Below are 17,723 nucleotides of genomic sequence, written 5' to 3'. Positions count from 1 at the left end.
CTCCTTTACAGCCCGAGGATCATCTTGCTGATGATGTTCTTCTGGATTTCATTGGAACCGCCGAAGATCGACAGCTTGCGGTTGTTGAAGTAGCGCGCTGCGGCTGCCTTCGCGTAGGCCGGACCGAAGGTCTCCCCTTCATAGCCGTCGTGCAGCGCTTCCTCGACGAAGGGCCGTCCGTACACACCCATCGCGCGGCGGGCGAGCGACGAAATCTCCTGCCGGATCTCGGTGCCGCGTATCTTCAGCATCGAGCTCTCCGCGCCCGGCACGCCGCCGCCGGCCACGGCGGCGATCACGCGCAGGTTCGTCGTCTTCATGTTTTCCAGGTCGATCTCGACGCGCGCCAGGCGCGCGGCGAACGCCGGGTCTTGGGCGAGCGGCTTGCCGTTCTTCGTCTGCGTGGCGGCAATGCGCTTGAGCTGCTCGAGCGCGGCCACCGAGAAGCCCACGCCCGCGATGTTGGTGCGCTCGTAGGTCAAGAGGTACTTGGCACAGGTCCAGCCCTTGTTCTCTTCGCCGACGAGGTTCTCGGCCGGCACGCGCACGTCGGAGAAGAACACCTCGTTCACTTCATGCTCGCCGTCCAGCGTGATGATCGGGCGCACTTCGACGCCGGGCGACGTCATGTCGATCAAGAGGAAGCTGATGCCTTCCTGCTTCTTCGCCTCGCGGTTGGTGCGCACCAGGCAGAAGATCATGTTGGCGTGCTGGCCGAGCGTCGTCCAGGTCTTCTGCCCGTTCACGATGTAGTGGTCGCCCTTTGCGTCGATGCCGCGCACGGCCGAGGTCTTCACGGCCGCAAGGTCGGAGCCCGCGCCGGGTTCCGAATAACCCTGGCACCACCAGTCGGAGCCGTCGAGGATGCGCGGCAGCCAATGACGCTTCTGCGCCTCGCTGCCGTACTTGATGAGCACCGGCCCGAGCATGTTCACGCCGAAGGGCACGATGCGCGGCGCGAAGGCCAGTGCGCATTCGTGTTCGAAGATGAACTTCTCCACCGCGGTCCAGCCGGGGCCGCCGTACTGCTCGGGCCAGTGATTGGCGAGCCAGCCGCGCTCGTTGAGGATGGCGTGCCATTCCTCCATGTCGGCCTTGGCGAGGATCTTGCCGCTGCTGACCTTCGCCGAGAGGCGCGCGGGCAGCTTGTCGGCGAGGAAGGCGCGCACTTCGCTGCGGAAGGCTTCTTCTTCGGGGGTGAAGTTCAGGTCCATCGCTGGCTCCTCAATAGATTTCGAACAGGCCCGCGGCGCCCATGCCGCCCGCGATGCACATCGTGACCACGGCGTATTTCGCGCCGCGGCGCTTGCCCTCGATCAGCACGTGGCCCGTGAGGCGCGCGCCGGTCATGCCGAAGGGGTGGCCGATGGAGATCGCGCCGCCGTTCACGTTGAGTCGTTCCGACGGAATGCCCAGCTTGTCCTGGCAGTAGATCGATTGCGAGGCGAAGGCTTCGTTGAGTTCCCAGAGACCGATGTCCTCGACCTTGAGGCCGTGCCGCGCGAGCAGCTTGGGCACCGCGAACACCGGGCCGATGCCCATCTCGTCGGGCTCGCAGCCGGCCACGGCCAGGCCGCGGAACGCACCCATCGGCTTGAGGTTGGCGCGCTCGGCATCCTTGGCTTCCATCAGTACGCAGGCCGACGCGCCATCGGAAAGCTGCGAGGCGTTGCCCGCGGTGATGAACTTGTCCTCGCCCATCACCGGCTTCAGCTTGGCGAGCGCCTCGTAGGTGGTGCCGCGGCGGTTGCAGTTGTCTTCCGTGGCGGTGACTTCGCGGTAGCTGACTTCCTTGGTCTCCTTGTCGGTCACCGCCATGGTGGTGGTGCAAGCGACGATTTCGTCCTTGTAGCGGCCCCCGATCTGCGCCTCTTCGGTCTTGCGCTGGCTCTCGGCCGAGAAGCGGTCCTGCGCCTCGCGGCTGATGCCGTAGCGCTGCGCCACGATGTCGGCGGTTTCGATCATCGCCATGTAGAGCGCGGGTTTGTGCTCGACGATCCACGGGTCCAGGCTGAGGTCGCCGCCGTCGCCAGGGCTGCGGCCGCGGATCTGCGAGATGCTTTCGACGCCGCCCGCGATCATGGCCGGCGCGCCGTCCACCACGATGCGGCCCGCCGCCATTGCAATCGCCTGCAGGCCCGAAGCGCAGAAGCGGTTCACGGTGGTGCCGGCGATGCTGATCGGCAGGCCCGCGCGGATGATGCTCTGGCGCGCGATGTTGCGGCCCGTCGTGCCTTCGGGGTAGCCGCAGCCGAGGATCGCGTCCTCGATCAACGCCGGGTCGAGACCCGAGCGCTCGACCGCCGCGCGCACGGCGAAGGCGGCCAGCGTGGCGCCGGGCGTGATGTTGAACTCGCCGCGGTGCGCCTTGGTGAGCGGGGTGCGGGCGGTGGAAACGATGACGGCTTCGCGCATGGTGATTGGCTCCTTGGTCGACGGACTCGGATGAACTCTGATTACTCGGATTGATTGAGGCTGGAGAAATCGGCGCCGCGTTCGACCAGTTCCACCAGCAGCGGCGAGGGCTGCCAGAACACCGGGTCTTCCTTCGCGAACTCGCGGATGTCGGCCAGCACCTTGGGCAGGCCCACGGTGTCGGCGTACTTCATCGGGCCGCCGCGGTGGCGCGGAAAGCCGTAGCCGTAGAGAAAGGTCACGTCCACGTCGAGCGGACGCAGCGCGATGCGCTGGTGCACGACGTTGGCGCCTTCGTTGACCATCGCGGCCATGTAGCGGCGCATGATTTCTTCCTCGGTGAAGGCGCGCGGCGCAATGCCGGCACGCTCGCGCTCGGCGTCGATGATGGCCAGCACCTCGGGGTCGGGCACGCCGGTGCGTGCGCCTTCGGGATACAGGTAGTAGCCACGCTGCGTCTTCTGGCCGAACCAGCCGCGCTCGCAGATGCGGTCTGCAATCTGCACGTAGCGCGCCTTCGGGTCGCGCGTGGCGGCCTTGCGCTTGCGCGTGGCCCAGCCGATGTCGCCGCCGGCCAGGTCCGACACCTGGAACGGGCCCATCGGGTAGCCGAAGTTGCGCACCGCTTCGTCGATCTGGTAGGGCGAGGCGCCGTCTTCCATCATGTGGTCGGCCGCCTGGCGGTACACGGCCAGGATGCGATTGCCGATGAAGCCGTCGCACACGCCGGCGCGCACCGGCACCTTCTTGAGCTTCTTCGCGAGCTCGAAGCCGGTGGCGACCACGTCGGCGCTGACCTTGGCGGGCACCACGATCTCGAGCAGCTTCATGATGTTGGCGGGCGAGAAGAAGTGCAGGCCCACCACGTCCTGCGGACGCGAGACGCTGGCCGCGATCTCGTCGATGTCCAGGTACGAGGTGTTGGTGGCCAGCACGGCGCCGGGCTTGCACACGCGGTCGAGTTCGGCGAACACGGCCTTCTTCACGCCCATGTCCTCGAACACGGCCTCGACCACGATGTCCACCTGCGCAAGCGCGTCGTAACTCGTGGAGCCCGAGAAGCGCGCCATCACCCCGGCCTTGGCTTCGGGCGTCATGCGGCCCTTCTTGATGAGGCCGTCGTACACCTTCTCGACATGCTGGCGGCCGCGCGCGAGGCTGGGCTCGTCGCGCTCGATCATGGTCACGGGCATGCCCGCGTCGAGCATGGCCACCGCGATGCCCGCGCCCATGGTGCCGCCGCCGACGATGCCGGCCGCATCGAGCGCGCGCGGCTTGGCCGCCTTGGTTTCGGGCGCCTTCAGCACTTCGCGCTCGGCAAAGAAGGCGTGGATCAGTCCCGCGCGCTGCGGGCTGTCGATGCACTGCAGGAACAGCTTGCGCTCGAGCGCCATGCCTTCGTCGAAAGGCAGCGTGAGCGCGGCTTCGACCGCTTCGATGATCTTCATCGGCGAGAACAGGCCGCGGCTCTTCTTGGCGGTGTCGGCGCGCGCGGCTTCAAGGGCGGCGCGGCTGGCTTCCGCGTCGGCCAGGCCGGCAGCCTCGCGCGTGCGGCGCACCGGCGCCTTGGCGGCGGCCAGCTCCTGCGCGTAGGCGAGGCCTTCGGCGCGTGCGTCGGCCTCGTTGCCGAGGCGGTCGACCAAGCCGAGCGACAGCGCTTCCTTCGCGCCCGCATGGCGACCGCTGAGCATTAGTTCGAGTGCGGGCTTCACGCCGATCAGGCGCGGTGCGCGCTGCGTGCCGCCCGAACCCGGCAGGAGGCCGAGTGCCACTTCGGGCAGGCCCAGCTTGGCCGACGGCGCGGCAAGGCGATAGTGCGCCGACAGCGCAATTTCCAGCCCGCCGCCGAGCGCGGCGCCGTGGATCGCCGCGACCACCGGCTTGCTGCAGTTCTCGATCTTCAGGCAGACCTCGGGCAGTGAAGGCGGCTGCGGCGTCTTGCCGAACTCGCGGATGTCGGCGCCGGCGATGAAGTTGCGGCCCGCGCCGACGATCAGCACCGCGGCGGCGCGGCTGTCGGCCTCCGCCGCGTCGATGGCGGCCACGAGGCTGCGGCGCACGTCCACGCCCAGGGCGTTGACGGGCGGGTTGTCGATGGTCACCACGAACACGTCGCCAAGACGTTCGAAGGTGACGGGACCGGAAGACGTGGAGGGGCTGGGAGCTGTGGCGGCCATGTGCTTTGTCTCTTGCGTGGCGAGCCCTGCAACGCGAGGGGCTCGAGGCTCTGGGGTGAACCCCGCATTCTTCGACCGCGTGGCCGCTTTGACAATTGCATAGACGGTTGACAGACTGTCAAAGAATTTTTGACACAATCGCCGAATGGACCTCCAATCGCTCACCCTGCTGGTGGAAATCCTCGATGCGGGCAACCTGAGCGCGGCGGCCCGTCGGCTCAAGATGAGCCGCGCCAACGTCAGCTACCACCTGAACCAGTTGGAGCGCTCGGTCGGCGCGCAACTCGTGCGGCGCACCACCCGCCGCGCCGAGCCGACCGAAATCGGCCTGCGGCTGTACCAGCACGGCGTGGCCATCCAGACCGAACTGCTGGCCGCGCGGGAATCGGTCACCACGCTGGGCGAGGGGTTGCAGGGCCGCGTGCGGTTGAGTGTGCCCAGCGGCTACGGGCAGCTCGTGATGGCCGACTGGCTGATCGATTTCAAGCGGCAGTACCCCGGCATCGTGCTCGATGTGGTGTTCGAGAACCGCATCGAGGACCTGCTGCGCGACGAGGTCGACATCGCCGTTCGCGTGGTGCCCGAGCCGCCGCAGAACCTGGTGGCGCGCGACCTGGGGCCGGTGCGCTATGTGGCCTGCGCGTCACGCGACTACGCAGCGAAACATGCGCTGCCCGTGCAGCTCGACGAACTGCAGGGCGCCCCCGTGGTCACGGCCGCGGTCATCGGCCGCCAGCTGCGGGTGTCGGCCTACCAGGGCGAGGCGCGGCGCGAGGTGATCCTCGAGCCGACGCTGATCTCCGAAAACTTCCTGTTCCTGCGCCAGGCTGTCCTCGCGGGCCTGGGCATCGGCCTCGTGCCCGACTACGTGGTGCAGGAGGACGTGCGCAAGGGCGACGTGGTGACCACGCTCGACGATTGGCGCCTCTCCATCTTCGGCACGCAGATGTTCATGCTCTACATGCCGAACCGGCAGCACACGCGCGCGATCCGCACCTTTATCGATTTCATCCTGGAGCGGGTGCGGGTGCGGGTGCGGGCGCCCGGCACGGAACCGGCCGGTCAGTCGCAGCGGTAGGTGACTTCACCCTGCGGCGCGCGGGCCGTCTTCGGGTCGAGGAAGCGCATGGGTGCACCGAAATTGCGGCAGTACGCCTCCGCATCCTGCGCGCTGGGCGACTTGTACACGCCGTCCCCCATCCGGGTGACGCGAGGCGCCGGTCCCGATGCGCATGCCGCGAGGAGCGCGGCCGGAACGAGCAGGCAGAGGGTGAGAGAGCGTCGCATCGGGAAGGCGCATGGCTGCGCGGAAGAACAAGAAGCCCGCGACTTTAGCGCCTGCGGGCCTGGCGCCGGATGGGACGAGATGACCATCGGCATGTTTTCTGCTGTACTCGCCGCATGAACGATGGTGCTCCCCACGCCCTGCTGCCGCTCGCGGTGCAACCGCTGACAGCGCAAGCTTTCGCGCCCTACGGCACGGTGCTGGCGGCGCCCGCCGGCACAGGCCGCCCGATCAACGGCGGCAATGCACGGCGCTTCGACCTCGTGGCCGACCTGCAGCTTGGCGCCGCGGGTGGCCGGCCGATGCTCGCGCTGTTCCGCGCGCAGGCGCGGCGTTTTCCGCACGAGGTCTCGGAGATGGAGCGCCACGCGCTCGGCAGCCAGACCTTCGTGCCGCTGGGCGAGCGGCGCTTCGTCATCGTCGTGGCACCGGCCGGCGAGCCTCCGGCGGCCGGCGCGCTCGCCGCGTTCATCACCGACGGGTTGCAGGGCGTGACGCTCGCACCCGGCACCTGGCACCACGCGCTGTTGGCCGTGGACGCGGGAGACTTCGTGGTGGTGGAGCGCGCCGGCGATGCGGTCGATTGCGACATCTGCGCGTTGGCGGCGCCGGCGATCGTCGACTGGAACGGCCAGGCGCCCGGGCCCGCCGGTTCTGCTACTTCTTTGCGAGGCTTTGCGCCACCTGAACGGCCTCCCTTGCCAGGGCCGTCAACGCTTCGTGGTCTTCGATGATCTCGATGGGGACCTCGAAGTACTTCCGTACCTGGACCCGCCGGGCCTTCGTGTCGTAGGCAAAGCACTTGCTGCCCAGCTTCTCGTATTTCGGCCGGGTGTCCTTGTCCACGACGAAGTACACCGTGCTGCCCATGATCATCGCGAACTGGGTGGCATTGGCCGACAGCCCCGTTCCGCCAAAGAAGCGGGTCTTGGCGATGCGCGGGATTCCGGAGAGCCGGTCCACGATGAAATCGACGAACTGCAACGAGGCTTCCGACATGATGTGCTGGCGCCAGGCGCCTGATGGAAAGAGCGCAGTGTCGCCGAGTCCGGGCGCGCCGCGTCAGCTTGCGGCAATGTGCTCCGCCATCCGGATCAACGAACGATCCGACCCGGCCGGCCCGAGCAGCGAAATGCCGAGCGGTGCCCCCTCGCGCTGCGCGAGCGGCATCGACAACTGCGGAAAGCCGCTGAGGCCCGCGATGCACAGCATCTGGATCGCGCGGTTGCGGTAGTCCTCCAGCCCGGCCTCGCTCTCGCTGCGCAGCGGCGCGATGTCGGGCATGGTCGGCATCAGCAGTACGCCGTCGCTGCCGAGCAGTTCCGCCAGGTGGCTGCGAAAGGCGGCGCGGAAGGCGCGGCCGGCGGCGATCTGCGCGTCGGTCACGTCGCGCGACCACGCAAAGCGCTCGGCCACGCCCGGGCCCAGCGGCGGTGCGTAGCGTTCGATCAGCGGGCCGTCCGTGAGCCAGGCCTCGTGCGACTGCACGTAGCGGAAGTTCCAGTACATCGCATCGAAGGAGTCGAGCGCGACGGTGGTGCCTTCCGCTTCGCCGAGCACGGCCTGCACGCGCGCGGCAGCATCCGCGAGCGCGGTAGCCGCCGCCGGCACGGCGAGCGACCAGGCGTCTTCGGGGCGCAGCAGCCGCACGCGCTGCGGCAGCGTGGCCGTGTCGTCGCCCAGCAGCACGTCGCCCACGCGCGCGAAGGTGCCGATGTCGCGCGCGAACCAGCCGCAGGTGTCGAGGCTGGGCGCAAGGTCCAGAACGCCCTCGAGGCTCACCCGGCCGTGCGTGGGGCGCAGGCCGTACAACCCGCAGTGGTTGGCCGGCGCGCGCACCGAGCCGCCGGTGTCGGTGCCGAGCGCGAAGTCGCACAGGCCCGAAGACACGGCCGACGCCGAGCCCGACGAGCTGCCGCCCGTGATGCGGTTTTTGGCCGCGCCGTTGACGGGCGCGCCGAAATGCGCGTTGTTGCCGTTCATCGAGAACGCGAGCTCGTCGGTCACGGTCTTGCCGACAAAGCGGGCGCCGGCGTCGAGCAGCTTCTGCACCGTGGGCGCGGTGCGCGTCTTGATGCCCGACATGGCCAGCACGATGGGGCTGCCGCCGCCCGTCGGGTAGCCCGCCACGTCGAACAGGTCCTTGGCGGCAAAACTCAGGCCGGCCAGCGGACCGGTGCCTGCGCGTGCCACGGGCACGTCGGGGTAGGGAACGAAGGCATGCGCGGGGTCGAGTAACGGCATGGCGAAGAATGAATTGGACGAAGGGATTTCAGGCGACCAGAACCGGCGCGATGGCTGCGGCGGCGTCCGTGCGGATGCAGCGCGCGCGGTGGTTCGGCGCGAGCTCCACGGCCGCGGGCTGCGCGGCCCGGCACATGTCGTTCGCGAGCGCGCAGCGCTCGGCAAAGGCGCAGCCCGGCGGAAGGGCCGAGAGATCGGGCGGCGCGCCGCCAATGGTTTCGAGCCGGGTGCCGCGTGCCAGCGCACCGTGGGCGCGGCTCTTGAGCAATGCGATGGTGTAGGGGTGGCGCGGCGAGCGGATCAGCTCGCGGGCGGAGCCTTCCTCGACGATGCGCCCGGCATACATCACGGCGATGCGGTCGGCCACCTCGACCGCCGCGCCGATGTCGTGCGTGACGAAGATCACCGAGAGGCCGAGATCGCGCTGCAGCTCGCGCAGCAGCAGCAGGATCTGGATCTGCACCGTGGCATCGAGCGCGGTGGTCGGCTCGTCGGCCAGCAATAGCTGGGGCCTGCAGGCCAGCGCCAGCGCAATCATGGCGCGTTGCCGCATGCCGCCCGACATCTCGTGCGGATAGGCCGCAAGCCGGCGTTCGGGGCTCGGAATGCGCACCCGCTCGAACAGTGCGAGTGCGCGCTGCCGCGCCTCGGCTTCGGTCACGGCTTCATGGCGGCGGATCGATTCCACGATCTGTGCGCCCACCGAATACACCGGGTCGAGCGCCAGCAAGGGTTCCTGGAAGATCATCGACGCCACCTTGCCGCGGAAATCGAACAGCTCGCGCTGGGGCATCGCGAGCACGTCGCGGCCCGCCACCTGCACCTGGCCGCCCATGCACGTGCGGCGTTCCGGATGCAGGCGCAGCAGCGTGCGCATGGTCACGCTCTTGCCCGAGCCCGATTCGCCGATCAGCGCCACCACTTCGCCGCGCTGCACCTCCAGGCTGACGCCGCTGACGGCATGCACGGGCTTGCGCCCGCCGGAGAAGGTGACGCTGAGGTCGCGCAGGCGGACCATGGGTTCGCCGTCGGGAATGACGTTGCCGTGGGTGCTCATGCCGCTTGCCTCATCGGTTGCTGCGCCAGCGGATGCCCGCTGCCCGCCTCGTGGACCAGGCAGCTCACCGCGTGCTGCAAACCCGTGGCGATGCGTTCGGGAACAACCTGGCTGCACACCGGCGCGGCCAGCGCGCAGCGCGGATGAAAGCGGCAGCCGGTGGGCGGGTTGATGGGGTTCGGCGGGTCGCCGGTCAGCGCGGCTTCCTCGGTGCGGTTGTCGGGGTCCATCGACGGCATCGAGGACAGCAGCGCGCGCGTATACGGATGGGCCGGCGCATCGTAGAGCGCGTCGGCCGGGCCGATCTCGGCCACCTGGCCGAGGTACATCACCATCACGCGGTCGCTCACGTAGCGCACCACGTTGAGGTCGTGGCTGATGAAGACATAGGTCAGGCCGAACTCGGCCTTCAGGTCGAGCAGCAGGTTGATCACCTGCGCTTCCACCGACTTGTCCAGCGCCGACACGGCCTCGTCCAGAATGACCATGCGCGGCTGCAGCGCCAGCGCGCGCGCGATGTTGACGCGCTGGCGCTGGCCGCCCGACAGCTCGTGCGGATAGCGCTCGGCAAAGCGCTGCGGCTCGAGGCCGACGCGCGAAAGCAGGTCGCGCGCGCGGGCCACGGCGTCGCGCCTGGACACGCCGTGCACCTGCGGGCCGAAGGCGATCGAGTCCTCGATGGTGAGGCGCGGGTTGAGCGAGGCGTAGCTGTCCTGGAACACCATCTGCACCTGCCGGCGGAATTCCTTCAGCGGCAGGTCGCGGCTGCCGACCTGGCGACCGTCGAACACCACGTCGCCGCGCGTCGGCTCGAGGAGCTGCATCAAGAGCCGCGCGGTGGTCGACTTGCCGCAGCCCGACTCGCCGACCACGCCGAGCGTCTCGCCCTTCATCACCTCGAAGTCCACGCCGTCCACGGCGCGCACCACGCCGCCGCCACGGCCCAGTGGGTCTTTCTTGAGCGGAAAGTGCTTGACCAGGCCGGTGATGGTGAGAAGCGGCTGTGCGGGGCCGCCGATGTCTTTCAGTGCGTCCATGCCTAGCCCTTGTTGTCCATCGCCGAGCGCAATCCGTCCGACAGGATGTTGAAGGAAATCGACGTGATGAAGATCATCACCCCCGGCAGTGCCGCTACCCAGGGCTGCACGTAGATCGCCGTGCGCAGCGTGTTGAGCATCAGGCCCCATTCGGGTTCGGGCGGCTTCACGCCCAAGCCGAGAAACGAGAGGCCCGAAGCCAGGATCATCGACACCGCGATCAGGCTGGTGGCGTAGACGAAGATCGGCCCGAGCACATTGCCCAGCACGTGCACCCGCACGATGGTGAACGGGCTCGCGCCCGAGGCGCGCGCCGCCTCCACGTAGTCGCGGTTGCGCACCTGGGTGGTCACGCTCTCGGCTACGCGCGCAATCTGCGGAATGAACACGATGGTGAGCGAGATCAGTGAATTGACCACGCCCGCGCCCAGCGTGCCCGACAGCGCAATGGCCAGCAGCACCGAGGGGAAGGCATAGAACACGTCGATGGTGCGCATGATCAGCGTGTTGGTGAGGCCCCCCGCATAGCCGGCAACCAGCCCGATGACCGTGCCGAGCACGAAGGCGCAGAGCACCGGCGTGATGCCAATGAAGAGCGACAGCCGCGCACCGACGATCAGCCGCGAGAGCATGTCGCGCCCCAGCTCGTCGCTGCCCAGAGGCAGCCCCGGGGTACCGATGGGCTTGAGCCGCTTGAGCATCGACGACTGATAGGCGTCGGCCGGTGCGATCCAGGGGCCGATCAGCGCAAGCGCGATCAAGAGCAGCACGACGACGGCCGCGCCAACGGCCACGGGGTCGCGCCGGAAGCGCAGCCAGACCGAAGCCCAGTAGCCGCGGGAGCGTTGCGCCGGCAGCGGCTCGACGGTGGCCGCGACAGGGGAAGAAGAAGCGAGCACGGTGGACATGGCTTTTCCGGTTTCTTCTTCAGGCACGCGCAATGCGCGGATCGAGCAGCGTCTGCAGCACGTCGACCAGCAGGTTGAGCACGACGAAGAACAGCGCCAGCACGAGGATGGTTCCTTGCAGCAGCGGCAGGTCGCGCTGGAAGATGGCCGAGTTCAGCAGAAAGCCGGTGCCGGGCCACGAGAACACGGTCTCTATCAGGATCGAACCGCCCAGCAGGTAGCCCAGCTGCAGGCCCATCACGGCCAGCGCGGTGGGCGCCGCGTTCTTCACCATGTGGCGGAAAACGCCGAAGTGCGTGAGCCCCTTGGCGCGCAAGCCCACGATGAACTCCTGGTCGAGGATGTCGGCCACCAGCGCGCGCACCGTGCGCGCGATGATGCCCATCGGAATGACGGACATCGTGAGCGCCGGCAGCACCAGGAACTGCAAGTGAGCCCAGTCCCAGGCCCAGTCGTCGGAGCCGCTCGGGCCCGCGCCCGTGGCCGGCAGCCACATGAGCTGCGACGAGAACACGATCACCATCACCATGCCGAGCCAATAGTGCGGCACGCTCACGCCCAGCACCGACAGCATCGATGCGAAGCGGTCGACCCACGAGCCGCGGAAGTAGCCCGCGACGAATCCGAACAGGCAGCCCAGCACGAAGCCGATGAAGGTGGCCACCACCGCCAGCCGCAGCGTGTTGCCGACGGCGGTGAGCACCTCCGACGCCACGGCGCGGTTGCTGGCAATGGACACGCCCAGGTCGCCGTGCAGCGCGCGCCAGACCCACATCGCGAACTGCTCGGGCAGCGAACGGTTGAAACCGTAGAGTTCGCGCAGCTGCGCCTGCAGGTCGGCCGAAGCATCGGGTGGCAGGATCGACACCAGCGGATCGCCCGGCGCGATGTGCACGAGCAGGAAGCACACGAGCGCCACACCGATCATGATCGGCACGGCGTAGACGATGCGGCGGATCAGGTAGGCAAACATCAATCCATTGCCATGGTGGCGATGTCGATGAACCAGCTCTTGGGCTGCACCACGTTCTTGATCTTGGCCGAGAGCGCGCGCGGCCCCACGTCGTGCGCGATCCAGACGAAGGGAGCATCGTCCACGATGTAGGTGTGCAGCTTGGCGAGCGCCGCGTCGCGCGCCTTGTCGTCGAAGCTGGTGCGCGCGTCGGCCACGAGCTTGTCGACCTCGGCGTTGCCGTAGTAGCCCCAGTTGTTCGATACCGGCGGAAAGGCCTTGGTGCTCACGAAGCGCACCATCGCGAAGAACGGGTCCATCGCCGCGAAGCTCACGTTGGTGGCGTTGGCGCCGTTGGCCGACGGGTCCTTCGCGCCCTTACGCCAGTTGGTGAAGAGCGTGTTCCATTCGATCACGTCGAACTGCACGTCGAAGAAGCACTGCTTGAGCGACTCCTGCGCGAACTCGTTCATCGGCAGCGGCTGCATCTGGCCCGAGCCGGAAGCGGAGATCTGCACCTTCACCTTGATCGGCTTGGCGGCCGAGTAGCCGGCCTGTGTCATGAGCGCCTGCGCGGCCTTCACGTCGTACCTGATGTCGAAGCCTGGCTTGCCGAACCAGGGGTGGCCCGGCGGCACCGTGCCCTTGGGCTCGGCCATCATGCCGCCGAGCAGCTGCTTCATGCCGCCGCGGTCGATGCACAGGTTGGCGGCCTGGCGCACGCGCTTGTCGAGCCACGGCGAACCTTCGGCGAACGAGAGCTGCCAGGGCCACACGTGCGGCTGCGCGTTCGAATAGATCTTGAAGCCGCGCTGCGTGATCTGCGCCATGGCGTCGGGCGCGGGCGCCTCGATCCAGTCGACCTGGCCGCCGAGCAGCGCGGCGGTGCGCGCATTGGCTTCGGGCATCGGGATCATCACGACCTTGTCGATCCTGGGCACGCGTTTGGCGTCCCAGTAGGTCTTGTTGGCCGCCAGCTCCAGCCGCTCGCGGGCGACGAAGCGCGTGACCTTGAACGGACCCGAGCCGGCGGGCTCGGCGGCGAAGGCGGTCCATGCGGCCTTGGCCTTGTCGGCGGGCGTTGCGCCGGCTGCGGCGTCGAACTTCTTCTGCCACTGCGCCGGCGAGGCCATGAACAGGTTTGTGAGGTTGATCGGCAGGAAGGCATCGGGCTCGCTGGTGGTGAGCTCGACCGTCATGTCGTCGATCTTGCGCGCCGTGCGCAGCGTGGGCATGCGCGAAGCGGTCACGCCCACCTGGCTGGGGTCGAACTGGGGCGCGTCCTTGTCGAGCACCTTCTGCACGTTCCACACTACGGCGTCGGCGTTGAAGGCCGAGCCGTCATGGAACTTGACGCCGGGGCGCAGCTTGAAGACCCACTTGGTCTTGTCCTTGGCGTCGACGGCCCACGAGGTGGCGAGGCCGGCAATCAGCACGCTCGGCGCATCGGCCTTGGACAGGTCCCATTGCGTGAGGGAGTCGTAGATCGGAATGCCGGTGAAGCGGTTGCCCTCAAAGCCCTGGTCGGGCTGGCCCAGCGTGCGCGGAATGTCGGCCGCGGTCATGGCGATGCGCAGGGTTTTTTCCTGTGCGAGCGCAGCGGGCGCGGCAAGAACCAGGGTGGCCAGTGCCACGCAGGCGGCCAGGGGTTTCAGGGACAGGGCGGGGGTAGCGGCACGCTTCACATCAACTCCTAAGGAAAGGACAGACCAAGGCCCGAAGACGAAGGTCAAAAGGCCGAAGCAGCGGTCAAGCACGACATGTGCCAGCCGGCATTCCAGGGCCTTTCCCTGGGGGCGGCGGGCCGCGCGCCGCATCGGTCCGGCGGGAGGGGCGCCCGAGCGGGGCCGATGCGACAATTGCCTTCCCATGACAGACACCCTCACCATCACCCGCCCGGACGACTGGCACCTGCATGTGCGCGATGGCGCCGCCCTCGAAGCCGTGGTGCCGCACAGCGCGCGCCAGTTCGGCCGCGCGCTGGTCATGCCCAACCTGCGGCCCCCCGTGACCACCGCGGCGCAGGCCATGGCCTACCGCGACCGCATCCGCGCCGCGGTGCCGGAAGGCACGGCCTTCGAGCCCGTGATGTCGCTCTACCTGACCGACAAGCTGCCGCCCGAAGAAATCACCCTGGCCGCCGCAGCCGGCGTGCGCGCGCTCAAGCTCTACCCGGCCGGCGCCACCACCAACAGCGATGCCGGCGTGACCGACATCCGCCACACCTACAGGACGCTCGAGGCGATGCAAAAGGACGGCCTGCTGCTGCTGGTGCACGGCGAGGTGACCGACCCGGCCGTCGACCTGTTCGACCGCGAAGCCGTCTTCATCGACCGCGTGATGATTCCGTTGCGCCGCGACTTCCCCGAGCTCAAGGTGGTGTTCGAGCACCTCACCACGAAAGAGGGCGCTCACTACGTGCGCGACGCCAGCCGCTTCACGGCCGCCACCATCACCGCGCACCACCTGCTCTACAACCGCAATGCCATCTTCACCGGCGGCATCCGCCCGCACTACTACTGCCTGCCCGTGCTCAAGCGCGAGACGCACCGCGTGGCGCTGGTCGAGGCGGCCACCAGCGGCAGCGACCGCTTCTTCCTGGGCACCGACAGCGCACCGCACCCGGCCCACCTGAAAGAGCATGCGCTCGGCTGCGCCGGCTGCTACACCGCGCTGACCGCCATCGAGCTCTATGCCGAGGCCTTCGACAGCGTGGGCGCACTCGACAAGCTCGAACGCTTTGCCAGCTTCCACGGCGCCGACTTCTACGGCCTGCCGCGCAACAGCGGCACCATCACGCTGAAGCGCGAAAGCTGGACCGTGCCCGAGACGGTGCCCTACGGCGACGCCACGCTCAAGCCGCTGCGCGGCGGCGAAACAATCGCCTGGAAACTTCTGTGAGTTTTCCATCATGCGATCAGTCGCGTCACGCGCGACACCTGAAGTTGGCACGATCCGGTCGAGAAACACCACGGAACCGACTTTGCCGGACCGTTGGTGTTGCCCCCGGCGAGGGGGAGGGAGAAGCGACACGAAGTGCGCGCAGCCTGGGGGTGAGCCAATGATTCGCGTGATGCTGCTGATCGATGCCGACAACGTCTCGGCCGACGTGATCGAGCAGGCCGTGCAGCGCACCATGGCCGAGCACGGCGCCGTTCATGTGCGCCGCGCTTACTGCAACGCCGAAACCGCACTCAAGCAGCAGGCGCTCTTCAAGCGCCTGTCGGTGCGGCCGATGGTCAATCTCTCGTCCGGCAAGAACAGCACCGACATCGCGCTCGCGGTCGATGCCATCGATCTCGTGATTGCCGAGCGCCCCGACGTGGTGGTGCTGGTGTCTTCCGATTCCGACTTCGCGCCGCTGGTGATCCGCCTGCGCGAAAAGGGCTGCCGCGTGTGCGGCCTCGGCCAGCAGGGCAAGACGGGCGAAGAGACCGTGGCGGTCTACGACGAGTTCACCGACCTGCGGCACCATGGTGCGCCGCTCGCGCCGCCCACTGCACCAGCCAGGAAGGCCGCCGCCAAGGTGGCCGCGAAGCGCGCATCACCCGCCAAGACCGGCACGAGCGCGGCCACGCCGGCCCGTAAGACCGCAGCCAAGACAGCGGCCCGAAAAACGGCCAAGGCCGCCAAGCCGGCGCAGCCGACTTCCGAGGCGGCCGAGTTCATCCTGCAGGCGGCGCCCGCGTTGCGCAGCGGTGCCGACGTGCCGCTCAACGACGTGGCCCAGGCATTGCGCGCGGCCGGTCTGCTCGGCAAGCATGGCAGTTCGCTCAAGCTGTTCGACAAGCTCCCGGCGGAGTTCGCCGTGCTGCAGCACCCCGACCGCATCCGCTGGACCGGAGCCCCCGCGCCTTGAGCCTGGCGGCGATCGACTGGTCGCAGCCGTGGCTCGGGCCTTATCGGGCCATGGGTGAAGCGGCGGCGCATGCTGCACTTCGCACCACCGTTGCCGCGGCGCTGCAGCAGGGCGCCAAGCCGGCTTCCGCGCCCACTTTCGTGCCGCAACTGGACCTGCCCGCGGGCCATGCCTACGAAGCCCACATCTTCCAGACCGGCACCGTGCCGACGCGCGACAACCTGCACGACTTTTTCAACGGGCTGGTCTGGCTGGCGTTTCCCGAAACCAAGCGCCGCCTCAATGCGCTGCAAGCCGCGGAGATCGCCCGCAACGGCGTCACGTCTACGCGCGGTCCGGTGCGCGATGCGCTCACGCTCTTCGACGAGAACGGCGCCGTGCTCGATGCACCCGCCGCGTTGTGGAAGGCGCTGGCCGCGCGCGACTGGCACACCCTTTTCGTGACGCAACGCGCACTGTGGTCCGAGGCGCGCCTGCTCGTGTTCGGCCATGCGCTGCTCGAGAAACTCACCACCCCGCGAAAACCGATCACCGCACATGTGCTGCTGCTGCCGCCGCCGGACGCCGGCGGACCGGCGGCGCTGGACGACCGGGCGCTGGCACGCAGCCTCGATCCGCAAAACCTTGCGCGCAAACCTTTCGTTCCGCTGCCGGTGCTCGGCGTGCCGGGCTGGTGCGCAGACAACGCCGCGGCAGATTTCTACGACGATCCGAAGGTCTTCAGGCCCGGTCCGTAGAACTTTTGCTCCTATCATTGCTCTACTCGCAAGCCGCGGTGCGGCCTCCTTCAGAACCCAAACAACACAGGACGAGCGCCATTTTCTGCACGGCTTGAAGAGGGCCACCCGGTCCTCATCTATGCGGCAGCATTCCCCCACGGAGAATTCAACTTGAAACGTATCCTTCTGTTCGTTTTGACCAATGTCATGGTCGTTGCAGTGCTCGGCATCGTCGCCAGCCTGCTCGGCGTCAACCGCTTTCTGACGGCCAACGGGCTGAACCTCACGGCGCTGCTCGGCTTTGCGCTGATCATGGGCTTTGGCGGCGCGATCATTTCGCTGCTGATCAGCAAGCCCATGGCCAAATGGACGACCAAGCTGCACATGATCGACAACCCCCAGTCGCCCGACGAGGCCTGGATCGTCGGCACGGTGCGCAAGTTCGCCGACAAGGCCGGCATCGGCATGCCCGAGGTCGGCATCTTCGAGGGCGAGCCCAATGCCTTCGCCACCGGCGCGTTCAAGAACTCGTCGCTGGTGGCGGTGTCCACCGGCCTGCTGCAGGGCATGACGCGCGAAGAAGTCGAAGCCGTCATCGGCCACGAGGTGGCGCACATCGCCAACGGCGACATGGTCACCATGACGCTGATCCAGGGCGTGATGAACACCTTCGTCGTCTTCCTGTCGCGCGTGATCGGCTATGCGGTCGACAGCTTCCTGCGCCGCGGCGACGACCGCTCGTCGGGCCCCGGCATCGGCTACTACGTGAGCACCATCGTGCTCGACATCGTGCTGGGTTTTGCCGCCGCCATCGTGGTGGCGTGGTTCTCGCGCCAGCGCGAATTCCGCGCCGACGCCGGCTCGGCCGCGCTCATGGGCCAGAAGCAGCCGATGATGAACGCGCTCGCCCGCCTTGGCGGCCTGCCTGCCGGCGAGCTGCCCAAGGCGGTGGAAGCCATGGGCATCACGGGCAGCATCGGCAAGCTCTTTGCCACGCACCCGCCGATCGAAGAGCGCATTGCGGCGCTGCAGAACGCGCGCTGAGCACTGCGCAGAGGCACAAGAAAAAG

At 68.1% G+C, this 17,723-nt stretch carries 17 protein-coding genes; 6 read left to right on the top strand and 11 right to left on the bottom strand.

Annotated elements, in window-relative coordinates; genetic code table 11:
• Positions 1-5: 5 nt before the first annotated feature.
• The 3 genes from ACAM55_RS20775 to ACAM55_RS20765 are packed head-to-tail and all read right to left on the bottom strand — an operon-like array spanning position 6 to position 4,592.
• The gene (locus tag ACAM55_RS20775) at positions 6-1,214 is read right to left on the bottom strand and encodes an acyl-CoA dehydrogenase family protein (RefSeq protein ID WP_369653343.1); all 1,209 of its coding nucleotides are present in this window, start codon (positions 1,212-1,214) and stop codon (positions 6-8) included.
• Between the two features lie 10 nt (positions 1,215-1,224).
• The gene (locus ACAM55_RS20770) at positions 1,225-2,415 is read right to left on the bottom strand and encodes an acetyl-CoA C-acyltransferase (protein WP_369653342.1); all 1,191 of its coding nucleotides are present in this window, start codon (positions 2,413-2,415) and stop codon (positions 1,225-1,227) included.
• 41 nt (positions 2,416-2,456) lie between these two features.
• A complete protein-coding gene (locus tag ACAM55_RS20765; protein ID WP_369653341.1) occupies positions 2,457-4,592 on the bottom strand; it encodes a 3-hydroxyacyl-CoA dehydrogenase NAD-binding domain-containing protein in 2,136 nt (711 codons plus the stop codon).
• A gap of 145 nt (positions 4,593-4,737) precedes the next feature.
• Between ACAM55_RS20765 and ACAM55_RS20760 the strand changes: the two genes are divergently transcribed.
• A complete protein-coding gene (locus ACAM55_RS20760; RefSeq protein WP_369653340.1) occupies positions 4,738-5,670 on the top strand; it encodes a LysR family transcriptional regulator in 933 nt (310 codons plus the stop codon).
• Here the strand turns inward: ACAM55_RS20760 and ACAM55_RS20755 are convergent.
• Positions 5,655-5,879 (bottom strand): hypothetical protein, encoded by a 225-nt coding sequence (locus tag ACAM55_RS20755; protein WP_369653339.1) that lies wholly within the window; start codon positions 5,877-5,879, stop codon positions 5,655-5,657. The two genes, ACAM55_RS20760 and ACAM55_RS20755, sit on opposite strands and share 16 nt — an antisense overlap.
• 114 nt (positions 5,880-5,993) lie before the next feature.
• Between ACAM55_RS20755 and ACAM55_RS20750 the strand changes: the two genes are divergently transcribed.
• Positions 5,994-6,611, top strand: a complete 618-nt coding sequence (locus ACAM55_RS20750; RefSeq protein ID WP_369653338.1) for an ureidoglycolate lyase — start codon at positions 5,994-5,996, stop codon at positions 6,609-6,611.
• On the opposite strand, the gene ACAM55_RS20745 is transcribed toward ACAM55_RS20750, so the two are convergent.
• The 7 genes from ACAM55_RS20745 to ACAM55_RS20715 all read right to left on the bottom strand — a co-directional run bounded on the left by ACAM55_RS20745 (position 6,535) and on the right by ACAM55_RS20715 (position 13,760).
• The gene (locus ACAM55_RS20745; RefSeq protein ID WP_369653337.1) at positions 6,535-6,876 is read right to left on the bottom strand and encodes a TfoX/Sxy family protein; all 342 of its coding nucleotides are present in this window, start codon (positions 6,874-6,876) and stop codon (positions 6,535-6,537) included. The genes ACAM55_RS20750 and ACAM55_RS20745 overlap by 77 nt on opposite strands.
• 63 nt (positions 6,877-6,939) lie before the next feature.
• Positions 6,940-8,121 carry an amidase gene (locus ACAM55_RS20740; protein ID WP_369653336.1) on the bottom strand — a complete coding sequence of 394 codons (1,182 nt, stop codon included), beginning with the start codon at positions 8,119-8,121 and terminating at the stop codon, positions 6,940-6,942.
• A 28-nt stretch (positions 8,122-8,149) separates the two neighbouring features.
• Positions 8,150-9,139 (bottom strand): ABC transporter ATP-binding protein, encoded by a 990-nt coding sequence (locus ACAM55_RS20735; RefSeq protein ID WP_369656442.1) that lies wholly within the window; start codon positions 9,137-9,139, stop codon positions 8,150-8,152.
• Positions 9,140-9,174: 35 nt separating this feature from the next.
• A complete protein-coding gene (locus ACAM55_RS20730) occupies positions 9,175-10,215 on the bottom strand; it encodes an ABC transporter ATP-binding protein (protein WP_369653335.1) in 1,041 nt (346 codons plus the stop codon).
• Positions 10,216-10,217: 2 nt separating this feature from the next.
• Complete coding sequence (locus tag ACAM55_RS20725; protein ID WP_369653334.1) at positions 10,218-11,123, bottom strand: ABC transporter permease; 906 nt, start codon at positions 11,121-11,123, stop codon at positions 10,218-10,220.
• A gap of 19 nt (positions 11,124-11,142) precedes the next feature.
• Complete coding sequence (locus tag ACAM55_RS20720; protein WP_369653333.1) at positions 11,143-12,096, bottom strand: ABC transporter permease; 954 nt, start codon at positions 12,094-12,096, stop codon at positions 11,143-11,145.
• Positions 12,096-13,760: an ABC transporter substrate-binding protein gene (locus ACAM55_RS20715; RefSeq protein ID WP_369653332.1), complete on the bottom strand. Its 1,665-nt coding sequence runs from the start codon at positions 13,758-13,760 to the stop codon at positions 12,096-12,098. Before ACAM55_RS20715 ends, ACAM55_RS20720 begins: the two co-directional genes overlap by 1 nt.
• A gap of 184 nt (positions 13,761-13,944) precedes the next feature.
• Between ACAM55_RS20715 and pyrC the strand changes: the two genes are divergently transcribed.
• The 4 genes from pyrC to htpX all read left to right on the top strand — a co-directional run bounded on the left by pyrC (position 13,945) and on the right by htpX (position 17,697).
• Positions 13,945-14,976: a dihydroorotase gene (pyrC, locus tag ACAM55_RS20710; protein WP_369653331.1), complete on the top strand. Its 1,032-nt coding sequence runs from the start codon at positions 13,945-13,947 to the stop codon at positions 14,974-14,976.
• A gap of 160 nt (positions 14,977-15,136) precedes the next feature.
• Positions 15,137-15,934 (top strand): NYN domain-containing protein, encoded by a 798-nt coding sequence (locus ACAM55_RS20705; protein WP_369653330.1) that lies wholly within the window; start codon positions 15,137-15,139, stop codon positions 15,932-15,934.
• Positions 15,931-16,671 carry a DUF3025 domain-containing protein gene (locus ACAM55_RS20700; RefSeq protein ID WP_369653329.1) on the top strand — a complete coding sequence of 247 codons (741 nt, stop codon included), beginning with the start codon at positions 15,931-15,933 and terminating at the stop codon, positions 16,669-16,671. The genes ACAM55_RS20705 and ACAM55_RS20700 overlap by 4 nt, the downstream gene beginning before the upstream one ends.
• A gap of 153 nt (positions 16,672-16,824) precedes the next feature.
• Positions 16,825-17,697 (top strand): protease HtpX, encoded by an 873-nt coding sequence (gene htpX / locus ACAM55_RS20695; protein WP_369653328.1) that lies wholly within the window; start codon positions 16,825-16,827, stop codon positions 17,695-17,697.
• Positions 17,698-17,723: the final 26 nt, after the last annotated feature.

This window comes from Variovorax sp. V213 (genome assembly GCF_041154455.1).
GTDB lineage: Bacteria > Pseudomonadota > Gammaproteobacteria > Burkholderiales > Burkholderiaceae_C > Variovorax.
This window is presented reverse-complemented; position numbering and strand designations above follow the sequence as displayed.